Source organism: Roseomonas acroporae, assembly GCF_023223525.1.
Lineage (GTDB): Bacteria > Pseudomonadota > Alphaproteobacteria > Acetobacterales > Acetobacteraceae > Roseomonas_E > Roseomonas_E acroporae.
Genome location: NZ_JALPRX010000073.1, coordinates 87,122 through 101,105, shown reverse-complemented (window position 1 = coordinate 101,105; position 13,984 = coordinate 87,122). Strand labels below are relative to the sequence as shown.

Below are 13,984 nucleotides of genomic sequence, written 5' to 3'. Positions count from 1 at the left end.
TGCTCAGCCATTCGTCCATGCGCGAACCTCGAGAGGTTCGCTTGGAAGGAACAGCGCCTTGCATCGTCCCGATCGTTCCGCCAGCTTCCCTCGGAGGGTCGCGGCATGAGCATCGAATCCTGCGACGTCCTCGTCGTCGGCGGCGGGCCCGTCGGCCTGGCGCTTGCCGGCGACCTCGGCCGCCGCGGCGTCGGCTGCGTCGTGATCGACGCCAAGACGGGCTTCCACGAGCACCCGCGGGCGACCTGCCTCGGCCCTCGCTCGATGGAGATATTCCGCTCCTGGGGAATCGTCGACCGGGTCCTGGACGCGGCGGTTCCCGAAGACTTCCGCATGGACGTGTCCTTCGTCGACGATCTGGCCGGCGAGGAGGTGCTGCGCCTCCGCTACCCGACCATCGCCGAGATGCGGCGGCGCGACGCCGCCATCCTGCGCGAATTTCCGCAGCTCCACTGGTCCCGCTACGCCAAGGTGGTGGTCGGGCAGCATCGGCTGGAGCCGGTGCTGCACGCTTTCGCCGTCGCGCAGCCCTCCGTGTCCCACCGCCCGGGCCACGAATTCGTCGGCCATGCCGAGACGGCGGACGGCATCGTCGCCGTCGTGCGGGACATGTCGGGAGCGGAAAGGAGGATCGCGGCGCGCTACCTCGTCGGGTGCGACGGCGGGCGGAGCGCGGTGCGCCGCGCGATGGGCGTGCGGATGGGCGGGACCGGCAGCGTCGGTGCCTCGGTCAACGTCTTCTTCCGCTGCCCCGGCCTGCTCCGTGCCGCCGGCCGGGAATCCGCCATGCTGTTCTGGATCATGCGGAAGGGCGCCAACGGCGCCATCCTCGCGATCGACGGCCGCGACGAATGGGTGTTCTCGCGCCATCTCATGCCGGACGAGACGGAAGGGACGCACGACCCGGCGGCGATGGTCGGCCGGGCGATCGGGTGCGACATCCCCTTCGAGATCGTCAGCTGGTGGCCCTGGACGCCCCGGGAGCTGGTGGCGGGAAGCTACCGCGTCGGACGCGCCCTGCTGGCCGGCGACGCGGCTCACCTCATGTCCCCCACCGGCGGCTACGGGCTGAACACCGGCCTGGGTGACGCGGTGAACCTTGCCTGGAAGCTCGCCGCGGTCGTCCGGGGCTGGGCGCCCCCGGAACTCCTCGACACCTATGGCCCGGAGCGGCGGCCGATCGTCGAGCGCAGCGCGGCGGAGGCGACGGACAACCGCCGCTACATCCGCGGCGTGCTGCTGGCCGGCCAGAGGCTGGACGAGGAGCCGGCCGGGCGGGCGGAGGCGCTCGACGCGATCGCGCGATCGAGGGCGGGGCATGGCAAGCATTTCGACGCCATGGGCCTCTATCTCGGCGACCGCTACGATGCGTCGTCCATCGTGATCGACGACGGAACGCCGGCGCCACGCTGGGACGCGGAGGTCTACGAGCCGTCCTGCAAGCCGGGGGGGCGGCTGCCGCTCGTCTGGGACGAGCAGGGCGGCACGCTCCACGACCGTTGCGGCGACTGGTTCTCGGTCATCACCAGCGAGCCGGCCGGGGCGGCGGCGCTGGTACGCGCGTTCGAGGCGCGCGGCACGATCGTCAGGATCGTGCACGTTTCGCCGGCGGTCGCCGCCCGGCTGGGGGGAAGGCACCTGATCGTCCGCCCTGACGGCTTCATCGCCTGGCGCTCCGCGATCCCACCGTCCGATGGCACGGCGATCATCCGGAGGCTGCTGGCGGAGGACACCGCGCCCCCATCCGCCGAGCGCCCCTTCCGGTCCTCGGCTTTGTCCGCTGGCAGTTCCTGAACGGAAGCAGACCCCTCCGCGGAACAGGTAAGACCAGAGGCTGGATCGCGCTCGGCAGCGGGTCCGAGAGACGCTCTCGTGAGGCCTGTGCGCGGGTCGATCAAAGCACAGGATGTGGTGTCTGCAGGGCGCAGCGTGTCCCAGGCCGCGGCAGATCATCGGATCACCGCGGCCGATCTGCTGAATGACCAGGTGGTGCCCTTCTTCGATGAGCACGAGGTCAGGCTGAGCCGAGTGCCGACCGAACATCGAGGAAATCGACCGGCATCGTCAACTTGTTGAAGTCGATGCCGGGGTTGGGCGGAGTGGAGCAGGATTGGCAGCTTGCGGTGCCGTCTGGACACACGTCTCCTGCTGCCACACCCGGAAGGGTTTGGCGCGAGCACGACGGTACTGGTCGGCTGACATCAGGTGCCGACGTGGCCGGAAGTGGCCATGGATCATCGCCTGTGCGGAGAGGAATCGCTGCGCCTGATTGGCTGACTGGAAGCGTGGCATCTGCCGTTCCCGGCGCCGGGTTGGGCGATGGGAGTTCTCGGCGCGGTTGTTCGGGTAGCGGCTGCTCCGGTGCCGCACGTCAGGCAGGACCTCACGCTGCGCCACGCCGTGGCTGCGCAGGCCATCGGTGACCAGGCGTCGCGGCTTGTATTGGAGCTCCTTCAGCAGGTGCCTGAAGAAGTGCTTGGCGGCACTGGCGTCGCGCCGGCTCTGTACCAGGATGTCGAGCACCACGCCATGCTGGTCCACGGCACGCCAGAGGTAGTGCAGCTCGCCGTTGATCCTCAGGAAGATCTCGTCGAGGTGCCAGACATCGCCCGGCCCGGGTCGCCGTCGACGCCGCTTGCAGGCGAGGTCGGCGCCGGAGCGGAGGAACCAGCGCCGGATGGTCTCGTGGGTGACGACGATGCCCCGCTCGGCCAGAAGCAACTCGACGTCCCGCGAGCTGAGGCTGAACACATGATACAGCCACACCGCGTGGCTGATGATCTCAGCCGGGAAGCGGTAGCCGGGGTAAGTGGCGGGGCCGCTCGTCATCCGGTGAGCCTGGCCCAGCCCGATCGTTGCGGAAATCGATCGCCGGCGTGACAATGCCCAAGCGGCGCATCAAGACCCAGACCGTTTTGCCCTCGGCCGAAACCGCAGCCATGCTGTTCCGGGCCCTGCTCGCCTCGGGCCAGATCGGCATGCGCAAGGTCGACGGATGGCGGACCCTCGACCAGCCACCCGCCAGGAGCAGCATTGACCTCGCCGCCTGACCCGATACCGTCACCACGTCGAAGGCGCACGCCGTCATTTCCAGCCACCTTCGACACCACCCGACAGACCGCGCCTGCCGCACTGGCCAAGCCGGAACCGGCGTACTAGGCTTGCCGTCAGATGAACACGTCTGACAAGCTGCTGTCCATCCTCGGTCTTTTCACGATCGAGACCCCTGAATGGACAGTCGAGGCGGCAGCCAAGCACATGGGCCTTGGCGTGAGCACGACATACCGGTTCTTCCGCAGCCTCAGCGCATCCGGTCTCATCGTGGCATTCACTGCCGGCCGCTACGTACTCGGCCCGGCGATCGTCCAGCTCGATCGCCAGATCCGCCTGCTCGATCCCCTGATCAAGACGGCACGCCCCATCATGCAGAGGCTGGCGTCCGAAATCGAGGTGCCCGGCGTGCTGCTCCTGTGCCGCCTGTACCGCGACCAGGTCATGTGCGTGCACCAGGAATACAGCGGGAACCTGGACCGCGTGATCAGCTATGAACGAGGGCGGTTGATGCCGCTGCATCGCGGCGCAGCCTCCAAGGCCATCCTGGCCCACATGCCCGCCCGCTTCGTACGGGCATTCCATCGGGACCACGCCGACGACATGCAGGCGGTTTCCCTGGGCAGGGACTGGAACGAGGTGAAGCAGAGCCTGCGGCGGCTGCGGACCGCCGACGCCACCGTCACCCATGCCGAACTCGATCCCGGCGTGACCGGCATCGCCGTCCCCCTGTTCGCCCCTGATGGCGGCGTCGTCGGCAGCCTCGGCTTCGTCCTGCCCGATCCGGACGGCCGATCGCAGGCGGTGCCCGCCCTGTCGGACAGGCTGCAGACCGCGGGACGGACGATCGGCAGCGCCCTGGAGGTGCTCGCCGGGCTCCAGTCGGCGCAAGAGACGGTAGCCGGCGGGCGCGTTCCCGCACCCGTCCCGGCAACCCCGGTGCCGGGACGCCGATCGGAACGGCCCGCCGCCGGGCAGGAGAAACCGCGGCGGCCGAGCGCGTCCAGCCGCCGCTGATCCCCTGCGGCCGCCGGTCATACGCCGTCGTACAGCCAGGCCAGGCCCTCATAGGCCTGCGCCGGCGTGCGGGATGCGAGCATCTGGTTGCGCAGGTCCCGCTTGACGCCGTCCGCGTGGTAGAACTCGCCATAGAGGCGGGCCATCATCTGGCACTTGCCGGTCCGCAGGTAGCGTACCTTCTGGTATTCCTGGAACGCCGCGGCGACATCCCCGCCGTGCGCCTGCAACGTCTCGGCCAGGACCACGGCATCCTCGATCGCCATGCACGCCCCCTGCGCCAGGTATTGCAGCATGGGATGGGCGGCGTCGCCCAGCAGCGTGACGCGGCCGCGGCTCCAGTCCCTGATCGGGTCGCGGTCGCAGAGCACCCACATGCGCCAGGTCTGGATCTTGCCCAGCAGCGTCTGCACGGTCTCGCACGTCCCCGCGAAGCGCTCCCGCAGCTCCTGCGGATCGCCCTCGGTGTTCCAGCCCTCCTCGTAGCGGTTGCTGTGGAAAACGGCGACGAGGTTGAAGAGCTCGCCACCGCGCAGCGGGTACTGCACGAGATGGTTCTTGGGGCCCGCCCAGAGGATCATCGCGTTCCGCCGGTATTCCTCCGGCACGTCGGCGATCGGCAGCACCGCCCGGTAGGCGATGTGGCCCGAGATGCGCGGCCGCCCGTCGCCGACGATCGCCTCGCGGGTCCTCGACCAGAGGCCGTCGGCACCGATGAAGGCCGCGCCCCTGAACCTGTCGCCCCTGCTGGTGACGACACGAACCTCGTCGCCGTCATCCTCGAAGCTCTCGACCTTGCAGCCGCCGTGGAAGCGCACCCTGCCGGTATCCCGGCACGCGTCCAGCAGCACCTTGTGCAGATCGGCGCGGTGGATCAGTGCGTAGGGGTAGCCGAACCGGTCGCGGAAGGGCTGGTCCACGGGAATGCGCGTCACCTCCTCCGAGGTCACGCTATCCATCAGGATCAGGTCGTCGGGAAAGACGGCGAGGTGGTCCGCCGCGTCGCGCAGGCCCAGCCGCTCCATCATCTTGAAGCCGTTGGGGCCGAACTGGATGCCGGCGCCGATCTCGCGGATCTCGGTCGCCTGCTCGAGCACGTCGACCTCGTATCCCTGCCGCACGAGCGCCAGCGCGGCGGCGAGACCGCCGATGCCGGCCCCGGCGATCAGCATGGGCGGCTTCATCGACCCGGTCATGCCGCGCCTCCCTCGGCTTCGAGTTCCACCCGCACGCGCATCTCGCCCAGGCGGTCGATGCGCGCATGCATCTCGTCGCCGGGCCGGATCGGCCCCACGCCCTCCGGCGTGCCGGTCAGCAGCACGTCGCCCGGCTCGAGCGTGTAGAAGGAGGAGGCGAACTCGATGAGCGCGGGAACGTCCAGGATCAGGTCCCGCGTGTTCGCCATCTGCCGGCTTTCGCCGTTCACCGTGAGGGCCAGATCCAGGCCCGCAGGCTCTCCCAGCTCGTCGGCGGTCACCAGGCAGGGGCCAAGCACGGTGTAGCTGTCGAGGGACTTGCGCAGCGACCGCTCCTCGGGGCCGCGCACGGTGATGTCGAGACCGATGCAGTAGCCAGCGACGTAGTCGAGCGCCGCGGTCCGGCTCACGCCTTTGCAGCGCTGGCCGATGATGACGGCGAGTTCCACCTCGTGGTCGGTCCGCCGGTCAGCATGGCGGATCCGCACCGGCTCCGAGGCGCCGATCAGGGAGCTGGTCGCCTTCAGGAAGAGACCGGTCTCCTGGATCTGGCGCACATGCGCGCGCGAGAAGGTCTCGGGCTCGGCGATGGCCTCCTCCAGGTGCTTGCGGTAGTTCACCGGCGCCGCCACGATCTTGCCGGGGTTGGCGACCGGGCTCTGGAAGCGCGCGGCAGCGACGGGAACCGTCCGCGTGCCGGCGACGGCATCGATGCGCTGGCGCAGTTCGGGCAGGCGCTCGATCAGGAGATCGTGGCGGGGGAACGGGTAGCGTGCCGCCGGCAGGACGTCGAGCGCATCGCTGACGTCGTGCACCACGTCACCGCGCACGAGGCCAAGGCGGCCTTCGTTGAAGAAGCAGAGTCGCATGGCTTTCTCGGATGGTTGTCGGACGTTGCGGACGGTGTGTCCCGCCCGATCGGCGGGGGCGGGGCGGTCGTGGGCGGGCGTGCGGCCTACCGGCGCTGCTCGCGCCAGAAGCCGAGCGCTTCCTGGAGCGGACGGTCGGAGAAGCTGAACAGGGTCAGGTCCTCGCTCGCGGAGAAGGCGTGCCAGGCCCAACCCGGCACGACGAACACGTCGCGGGGGCCCACCTCCCAGCGCTCGTCCCCGACCTGCACGGTGCCGCGCCCCTCGACGACGCTGTAGACCGCGCCGTCGGTCGAGCGGATCTCCGTGCCTTCGAAGCCCTGCGGCAGCAGCTGCATGAACGCGCCCATGGTCCGGATCGGCGACCTGCCGGTGGTCGGGTCGGTGTAGGCGAGGCGCAGTCCCTCCGCGGCGTCCCATTCACCGGCGCGGCGCATCTGCTCCAGCGCCTGGCGGGTCCGGCTGTAGGGATACCAGAAGACCGGGCTCACGGCGTTCCTGGAGACGTGGTTCACCGGCACCAGGCCACTGCCGTAGCGTGCCAGTGAATCGCCTTCCGCCTTCGTGACGGCCTGCTTGCCGTTGCCCACGTGCTCCGAGAAGCCCGCGTTCAGCAGCTTGACGATGGGAACGTCGAGGCCATCGAGCCAGATCACCGGCGCGCTGCCGTCGCTGCCGTGGTCGTGCAGGCTCCAGGTCGGCGTGATGATGAAGTCGCCGGCGTGCATCTCCACCCGCTCGCCATCGACGATCGTGTAGGCCCCTGCGCCCTCCATGATCAGCCGCAGCGCCGATGCCGTGTGCCGGTGGGTGGGCGCGACCTCCCCGGGGAGGATGAGTTGCACGCCGGCATAGAGCGACGTCGTGATCTGCGACTGGCCCCTGAGGCCGGGGTTCTCCAGCACGACGACGCGGCGCTCTGCCTTCTCGGCGGTGATCAGCCGGCCGGCCGTCAGCGCGTGCTCGCGCAGGCGGTCGGCCTTCCAGATCGCCGGCAGGGCGACCGGGCGCGGCTCGGGCGGAACCAGGTCACGCATCACCTCCCAGAGCGGCGCGAGATTCTCCTTCGCGAGCTGCTGGTGGAACCGGGGCAGATCACCCGTGGTGCCGTCAGGCATGTCGACTCCTCCCTCCTCCAAGGCCTTCACCACTGGCCGCTCCTGCGGGCCTCCACTGCGGGAGGCTGGAGCGGCCACGGCATGCGGCGACGTTCGATGGCCCGGTTGATATGGAAAATTTTCTCTATAGTCGAGAAAAAAGTTTCCATCGGCCTCGCGCTGCTGGTATCGCCCAATCGGTGCCGACGTGCCGCGGCCAGAAGCGGGCGGCCCGATGGCGCACCGCCAAGCATGGGGAAGGGAAATCGTTCATGAGTGCAGAAACCCGCAGCCTGGACGTCGGCGAGGTGATCGACGGGGAGCCCATGAGCCGCTTCCAGATGATGACGGTCGCGCTGTGCGGCTTCGTCGTCGTCCTCGACGGCTTCGACACGCAGGCCATCGGCCTCGTGGCCCCGGCGATCGCCGAGACGTTCGGCGCACCCCTGTCCTCGTTCGGAATGGTCTTCTCCGCCGGCCTGTTCGGACTGATGCTGGGCGCGCTGACGCTCGGCCCGATCGCCGACAGGGTCGGACGGCGGTGGACGGTCATCGTGGCGACGCTGGTGTTCGGCCTGTTCACGGTCCTGACACCGAGCGCCTCGTCCCTGGACGAGCTGGCGCTGTTCCGCTTCCTGACCGGTCTCGGCCTCGGCGGCGCGATGCCGAATCTCGTGGCCCTCGCGACGGAGTACACGCCGAAGCGGTTGCAGGCCATGATCGTCGCCTGGATGTTCGCCGGCATTCCGATCGGCGCCGTCTGCGGCGGACTGGTCAGCGCCGCCCTGCTGCCGACCCTGGGATGGCAGGCGGTCTTCCACGTCGGGGGCATCCTGCCGCTGGTCACCGCCGTCCTGCTGATCGCCAGGCTGCCCGAATCTGCGCGCTTCCTGATCGTGCGCGGGGCGGCGCCGGAGCGCATCGCGACCCTCATGCGCCGGGTGGCGCCGGGCCTGCGGATCGGCGCCTCGGACCGCTTCGTCTCCAGGGTGGAGGCCAAGCGCGGGATGCCGGTGCGGCACCTCTTCACCGAGGGCCGGGCCCTGGGGACCATCCTTCTGTGGGTGCCGTACTTCATGAACCTGCTGATGATCTACTTCGTCGTGAGCTGGCTGCCGGCGGTGCTGCGGCAGGCGCACTTCCCGCTCTCGGCGGGCGTCACGGCCATAACGCTGTTCAGCATCGGCGGGGCGCTCGGCTGCCTGGCCACCGGGCATCTGCTCAAGACGGCCAGGGTGCGCCCCGTCGTCCTGGCCGAGTTCTGCGCGGCGACGGTGCTGATCGGCACCCTGGCCTTCATGCCGCCGCTCCTGTGGCTCATCCTCGCCATCGCGACGCTGCTCGGTTTCGTCGTGCAGGGCGCGCAGTCCGGGCTGAACGCGCTGGTCGCCGCATACTACCCGACGCCGATCCGCTCGACCGGGATCGGCTGGGCACTCGGCATCGGCCGCATCGGCTCGATCGTCGCGCCGCTGCTCGGCGGGCTGATGCTGTCACTGAACTGGTCGCTGCAGGGCATCTTCCTGGCGGGCACCGTGCCCGCCATGTGCGCGGCCGTCGCGGTCCTGGCCGGCTCCGCCCGCCGGCAGGACGCCGCCGCCGCGGCCGCCCCGGCACTGCAACGGACGGTCTGAACGGCGCGGGGCGGATGGCCACAGCGCCCGCCGGGCCAGGAGCCTTTGGGGCAGGCGGTGCAGGCGCGGCCGGACCTGGGCACCCGCCTTCGCCCCCCGCCCCCTTTCCGCTGGATCAGGAAGATTGCCGTCGTGCACAGGAGATCCGCCCCATGGCGCTGAACGTCACGCAGAAGCTCGTCCGGTCGCACCTGCTCGAAGGGGAGATGGTGCCCGGCGGCGAGATCGCCCTCCGGATGGACCAGGCGCTGCTGCAGGACGTGCTCGGCACGCTGGTGATGCTGGAACTGGAGGCGATGGGCATCGATCAAATCAGGATCCCGCTCGCCGTGCAGTACGTGGACCACAACCTGGTCCAGAACGACAACATGAACCAGGACGAGCACCTCTTCCTGCGCGACGCCTGCAGACGCTTCGGGGTGTGGTACAGCCGCCCCGGCAACGGCATCAGCCATCCGGTTCACCTGGCGCGCTTCGGCAGGCCGGGAGAAAGCCTGGTGGGATCCGACAGCCACACCCCGTCGGCGGGGGCGCTGGGGATGCTGGCCTGCGGCGCCGGCGGCGTGGACGTGGCTCTGGCCATGGCCGGTGAGCCGCTGCACCTGCGCATGCCGCGGGTCTGGGGCGTGCGCCTGACCGGCCGCCTGCCCGACTGGGTGAGCGCGAAGGACGTGATCCTGGAGATGCTGCGCCGCCATGGCGTCGAGGGCGGCCAGGGCCGGGCGATCGAGTATCACGGCCCGGGCCTGGACTGCCTGGGCGTGATGGACCGGCTCGTCATCGCCAACATGGGTGCCGAGATGGGCGCCACCACCTCTGTCTTTCCCTCGGACGCCGCCACGCGCCGCTTCCTGCGCGACGAGGGACGGGAGGAGGATTGGATCGAGCTTCTCGCCGACCCCGGCGCCACCTACGACATCGAGGAGGAGCTGGATCTCTCTGCCCTGGTACCGCTGATCGCGAAGCCCTCCAGCCCCGGCAACGTCGTGCCGGTACGGGAGGTGGCCGGCGCGGAGATCGTCCAGGCCTATATCGGTTCCTCGGCCAACCCGGGATACCGGGACTACGCCATCGCCGCGCATGTCATGCGCGGCCGCCAGGTGCACGACCGGGTATCCCTCGACATCAACCCCGCCTCGCGGCAGGTGCTGGAGGCGCTGATGCGTGAGGGGTTGCTGGGCGACCTGATCCATGCCGGTGCCCGGCTGCATCAGGCCGGCTGCAACGGCTGCATCGGCATGGGCCAGGCGCCGGCTGCCGGCCGCAACAGCCTGCGTACCGTGCCGCGCAACTTCCCCGGACGATCCGGCACGCGGGAGGACAGCGTGTTCCTGTGCAGCCCGGAGACCGCCATCGCCTCGGCGCTGACGGGCACCATCACGGATCCGCGCGACATCGGCATCCCGTTCCCGCGGGTGCAGCCGCCGCGGCGGAGCGCGATCAACACGGCTGTGTTCGTGCCGCCGCTCGCGGCAGAGGCGGCACGGGGACTGCGGCTGGAGAAGCCGGCGGGCATCGACGCGCTGCCCGATCTGTCGCCCCTGCCGGACGAATTCGAGGTGCATGTGTTGCTGAAGCTGGGCGACGACGTCACCACCGATGACATCATGCCGGCCGGCGCCCGGGTGATGCCGTGGTGGAGCCACATCCCCCGCACCAGCGAATTCACCTTCGAGCCGCTCGACGACGCGTACGTCCACCGGGCCATCGCGACGCGCGAGGGAACGGGGCATGCCATACTGGCGGGCAGCAATTACGGCCAGGGATCGAGCCGGGAGAATGCGGCGCTGGCGCCACGCTACCTCGGTCTCCGGTGTGTCGTCGCCCGTGGGTTCGCGCGCATCCATTGGCAGAACCTCGTGAATTTCGGAGTTCTGCCGCTGACCTTCGCCAATGCGGCCGACTATGACCGGATCGGCCAGGGGCAGACCCTGCGGATCACCGGCCTGCGGGGCTGGCTGCGTGCGGGCCGGGACGTGCCGGCGCGGCTGGGCGACGGCTCCGGCGTGCCCCTGCTCCACGATCTCTCCTCCCGCCAGATCGAGCTGCTGCTCTCGGGTGGCGCCATCAACTGGCTGCGGAACCGCCTGGAGCGGCGATCCCGCGGCGTGGCGTGACGGGCCAGGCGGGAAGCGAGTGTGGGGGTGGCTGTTCAGCACTCGCGCCAAAGGGGATATGGGGCATTGGGGGAGCGTAGTTGATCTATGCGAATTGCAGGATGCCGAGCGCAGGCATTGTCCGTTGAAGATCCTATTCCGAAATGATTTGGCTGGGCGAGGCTCGCCGGATGACGTGCGACCCCGCGACCTGCCCTGGCTATCGCTTCACCCTGGATGCCGAAAAGAGCCTCGTCTAAAAGCTCATCCCGATCCCGAGCGAAAATCCGGTCACGTTCCGGTCGGCGAAGAAGTACCTGCCCAGCACGCGGACTCGGCTGAGGTTGAGGCCCATGGCGCCGATCTCGTACCGGCCGACATCGAACTCGATGCCGCCGCCGATCTTCGCCGACCAGTTGAAGCCCAGCGCGACGCGTTGGTCGCCGAGATAGGTGGAGGCGGAGCCGTCGATCACCCAGCGAAGTGGGCGTCCGAAGGCCTCGAAGCCGGGGAAGGTTCGCCGGCGGGACGCCACCCGGAAGATCAGCAACCGGCACGGAATTCCGGATCAGTCGTCGGGAAACACCCGCTGCCATTCCCGCTGGATAGAGACGACGGACCAGCCCGCGGCCGGCGCGGCGTCGAGCGCCCTGTCCAGCCGACCGAAGGGGCTCTGCCGATCGTAGGCGACCTCGCGCGCCGCGTCGTCGTGGTGCACGAGCAGCCCGAGGCGCCTGCCGCCAGCGCCGGTGACGTATTGCAGCATCTGCATGTCCCCGTCGGAGTTGCCGAAGGCCGCAATGGGCCGGCGCCCGATGAACCTGTTGATGGCGACCGGCTTGCCCGGCCCGTCGTCGACGAAGTCCATCTCGGGCAGCCGGAGCAGCTCGGGCCGGCTACCCTGCGGGATATGGAACTCGGTGCGGATGGTGGAACCGATCACCTGCTCGGGCGGGACGCCGTAGACCGGCTCGGCGAAGACCCGCATGAACTCGACGCCGCCGCCCGAGACGATGAAGGACCGGAAGCCGTGGCCACGCAGCAGGGCCAGTACCTCCAGCATCGGCTGGTAGACCGTGCGCGTGTAGGGCCGCTGGAACTTCGGATGGCGGGCGGTGCCGATCCAGTCGGCGACGAGGCGCGCGAAGGCCTCCGTGCTCATCCCGGCATGGGTCGCCATCACCAGCTCGACGAGGCCGCGCTGGCCAGCCGCGCCGATGCCCGCCATGTCGCCGTCCAGCGCCGCCTTGAAGGGCTGGCGCGTCCGCCAGTCTGGGTGCTGCGGCGCCAGCGCCTTCACGCGGTCCAGCGCGAAGACCAGCTGCACCGTGGGGATCTCGCACCACAGCGTGCCGTCATTGTCGAAGACGGCGACGCGCTCCGGCACGGGCACGAAGTCGGGCGAGCCCTCCGTGGCGACGGCGCGCACGAAGTCGAGGATCGCGGCCTTCGACGGCCCGCCCCGCCAGGAAGGCAGCGGATCGGCGCCCTGGGCCCGCGTAGCCTGGACCCGGGTGACCTGGGCCAGGGCCGCCGGGCCGGCCGGACTGGGGCCTGGGGACGGACGCGACGGTCGTGAGGCAGACCAACCCGTTCATCACGCTCGGCTGGGCGGTGACGGGGCGGATGCCCGGCGGCCAGCCGACGAACGACGCGCCGGTCACGCGCGAGCAGGCCCTCATCGCCCATACGCGCGGGAACGCCTTCATGCTCTTCCGGGAGAACGCGCTCGGCGCCATCCAGCCCGGCATGCTCGCCGACCTGGTGGTGCTGGACCGGGACTACCTCACGGTGCCCGCCGGGGAGATCTTCCTGATCCGGCCGGTCGCGACCCTCGTCGGGGGCCGGCTGGTCTTCGGGGCGCTCGACTGAGCAGGCCTACGCGGCCTGCGCCACGGATGGCTTCCGGGACGGGATCGGGCCTCGGCCCCGCCCCCCCCGGCCGGCCCTCTGGCGCCATCCGTTGCGCATCAGCCGCGCGGCGAGGCATCCGCCTCCATGCCGAGCAGCAGCTTCCGCAACAGCCCGGCAAGGGTGTGGAGCTCGCGCCCGGTCAGCGATCCCGTCAGCCCGCGCGCATTCGCGAAATGCGCCGTGATCGCCTGATCCGCGACGGCGATGCCCCGCTCCGTCAGGCGGACGATCTGGGCGCGCCGGTCCGACGGATCGGCATGGCGCGACGCCAGCCCCGCCTTCTCGACCCGGTCGATGCGCTTCGTCATGGCGCCGGTCGAGAGCAGGCACCAGCCCGCCAGCGCGCCCGCGCGCATCTCGTGCGGCGGGGGCTGCCGGCGCAGCGTCGCGACCACGTCGAACATGTCCCAGCTCAGCCCGAACGGCGCCAGCCAGTGGTCCACCCTTTGCTTCAGCAATTCGTCGATCCGCGAGATGCGGCCGATCGTGGCGAGGTGCCCCGCATCCAGGTCCGGCCGTGCCAGCCCCCAGGAGCGGATGAGCTCGTCGAGTATGTCCTGATCCCGCACACTTTGCCTCGCCACGAAACTTCTTGACGGAAAGATATTTTCCGGATGACCATATCGGAAAGCGCAGGATTCCGGTATGACCCGCCAGCCCGCCTTCCGCACCTCCCCGACGAACCCGGCCATCGGCGAGATCCAGACCGAGCCGGCGCGCCAGGGGGACATGCCCTACGCGCCGGCGATCCGCGTGGAAAGTCCGGGCGACCTGCTCTTCGTGTCCGGCGCCACGCCCTCGCCGCTGTATCACCGGCACCCGCACGAGCTGCACGAGCACGACCATCCGAACTCGATCGAGGCGCAGGCGACGCGCGTCTTCGACACGCTGACCGGCATCCTCCGGCACCAGGGGCTCGCCTGGACCGACGTGGTGCGGGTCACCAAGTACCTGACGGACATGCGGGACCAGGACGGCCTGAACGCCGTGATGGGCCGCTACATGGGCGACTGGAAGCCCACCAGCACGACCATCTGCGTGAACGCGCTTTCCACCCCCGGCGCGCGGGTGGAGGTCGACCTCATCGCCGTCTACCCGAAAGGCTGAGGC

At 69.8% G+C, this 13,984-nt stretch carries 13 protein-coding genes and 1 pseudogene; 7 read left to right on the top strand and 7 right to left on the bottom strand.

From position 1 onward, the window contains the following. The first annotated feature begins 105 nt into the window (after positions 1–105). Entirely contained in the window at positions 106–1,794 is a 1,689-nt protein-coding gene (locus M0638_RS17075) for an FAD-dependent monooxygenase (protein WP_248668207.1), read from the top strand. Positions 1,795–2,064: 270 nt separating this feature from the next. Here M0638_RS17075 and M0638_RS17070 read toward each other — a convergent pair whose 3' ends face one another. Beyond that, on the bottom strand, positions 2,065–2,829 hold the full coding sequence (locus M0638_RS17070) for an IS6 family transposase (protein ID WP_248668206.1): 765 nt from the start codon (positions 2,827–2,829) through the stop codon (positions 2,065–2,067). A 59-nt stretch (positions 2,830–2,888) separates the two neighbouring features. Between M0638_RS17070 and M0638_RS17065 the strand changes: the two are divergent. Together M0638_RS17065 and M0638_RS17060 are read left to right on the top strand one after the other, a co-directional pair. After that, positions 2,889–3,050 (top strand): annotated as a pseudogene (locus M0638_RS17065) (IS256 family transposase); the annotation flags it as partial. Between the two features lie 121 nt (positions 3,051–3,171). Further along, positions 3,172–4,068 (top strand): IclR family transcriptional regulator, encoded by an 897-nt coding sequence (locus M0638_RS17060; protein WP_248668205.1) that lies wholly within the window; start codon positions 3,172–3,174, stop codon positions 4,066–4,068. A gap of 17 nt (positions 4,069–4,085) precedes the next feature. Here the strand turns inward: M0638_RS17060 and M0638_RS17055 are convergent, their stop codons facing one another. The 3 genes from M0638_RS17055 to gtdA all read right to left on the bottom strand — a co-directional run bounded on the left by M0638_RS17055 (position 4,086) and on the right by gtdA (position 7,251). Continuing rightward, complete coding sequence (locus tag M0638_RS17055; RefSeq protein ID WP_248668204.1) at positions 4,086–5,264, bottom strand: 3-hydroxybenzoate 6-monooxygenase; 1,179 nt, start codon at positions 5,262–5,264, stop codon at positions 4,086–4,088. Further along, positions 5,261–6,133 carry a fumarylacetoacetate hydrolase family protein gene (locus M0638_RS17050; RefSeq protein WP_248668203.1) on the bottom strand — a complete coding sequence of 291 codons (873 nt, stop codon included), beginning with the start codon at positions 6,131–6,133 and terminating at the stop codon, positions 5,261–5,263. Before M0638_RS17050 ends, M0638_RS17055 begins: the two co-directional genes overlap by 4 nt. 86 nt (positions 6,134–6,219) lie before the next feature. Beyond that, complete coding sequence (gene gtdA, locus M0638_RS17045; RefSeq protein ID WP_248668202.1) at positions 6,220–7,251, bottom strand: gentisate 1,2-dioxygenase; 1,032 nt, start codon at positions 7,249–7,251, stop codon at positions 6,220–6,222. 251 nt (positions 7,252–7,502) lie between these two features. Here gtdA and M0638_RS17040 point away from each other — a divergent pair, with 251 nt between their 5' ends. Both M0638_RS17040 and M0638_RS17035 read left to right on the top strand, forming a co-directional pair. Next, positions 7,503–8,864: an MFS transporter gene (locus M0638_RS17040; RefSeq protein ID WP_248668201.1), complete on the top strand. Its 1,362-nt coding sequence runs from the start codon at positions 7,503–7,505 to the stop codon at positions 8,862–8,864. Positions 8,865–9,016: 152 nt separating this feature from the next. Beyond that, positions 9,017–10,981, top strand: a complete 1,965-nt coding sequence (locus M0638_RS17035) for an aconitate hydratase (RefSeq protein WP_248668200.1) — start codon at positions 9,017–9,019, stop codon at positions 10,979–10,981. Positions 10,982–11,216: 235 nt separating this feature from the next. On the opposite strand, the gene M0638_RS17030 is transcribed toward M0638_RS17035, so the two are convergent. Next, positions 11,217–11,510, bottom strand: a complete 294-nt coding sequence (locus tag M0638_RS17030) for a hypothetical protein (protein WP_248668199.1) — start codon at positions 11,508–11,510, stop codon at positions 11,217–11,219. Positions 11,511–11,528: 18 nt separating this feature from the next. Then, positions 11,529–12,389, bottom strand: coding sequence for an HAD family hydrolase (locus M0638_RS17025; RefSeq protein WP_248668198.1), 861 nt, complete (start codon positions 12,387–12,389; stop codon positions 11,529–11,531). Between the two features lie 125 nt (positions 12,390–12,514). Here M0638_RS17025 and M0638_RS17020 point away from each other — a divergent pair, with 125 nt between their 5' ends. Beyond that, a complete protein-coding gene (locus M0638_RS17020) occupies positions 12,515–12,832 on the top strand; it encodes an amidohydrolase family protein (RefSeq protein WP_282572102.1) in 318 nt (105 codons plus the stop codon). A 98-nt stretch (positions 12,833–12,930) separates the two neighbouring features. Here M0638_RS17020 and M0638_RS17015 read toward each other — a convergent pair whose 3' ends face one another. After that, complete coding sequence (locus tag M0638_RS17015) at positions 12,931–13,458, bottom strand: MarR family winged helix-turn-helix transcriptional regulator (protein ID WP_248668196.1); 528 nt, start codon at positions 13,456–13,458, stop codon at positions 12,931–12,933. A 61-nt stretch (positions 13,459–13,519) separates the two neighbouring features. Here M0638_RS17015 and M0638_RS17010 point away from each other — a divergent pair, with 61 nt between their 5' ends. Next, positions 13,520–13,981, top strand: coding sequence for a RidA family protein (locus M0638_RS17010; protein ID WP_248668195.1), 462 nt, complete (start codon positions 13,520–13,522; stop codon positions 13,979–13,981). The last annotated feature ends 3 nt before the right edge of the window (positions 13,982–13,984 follow it).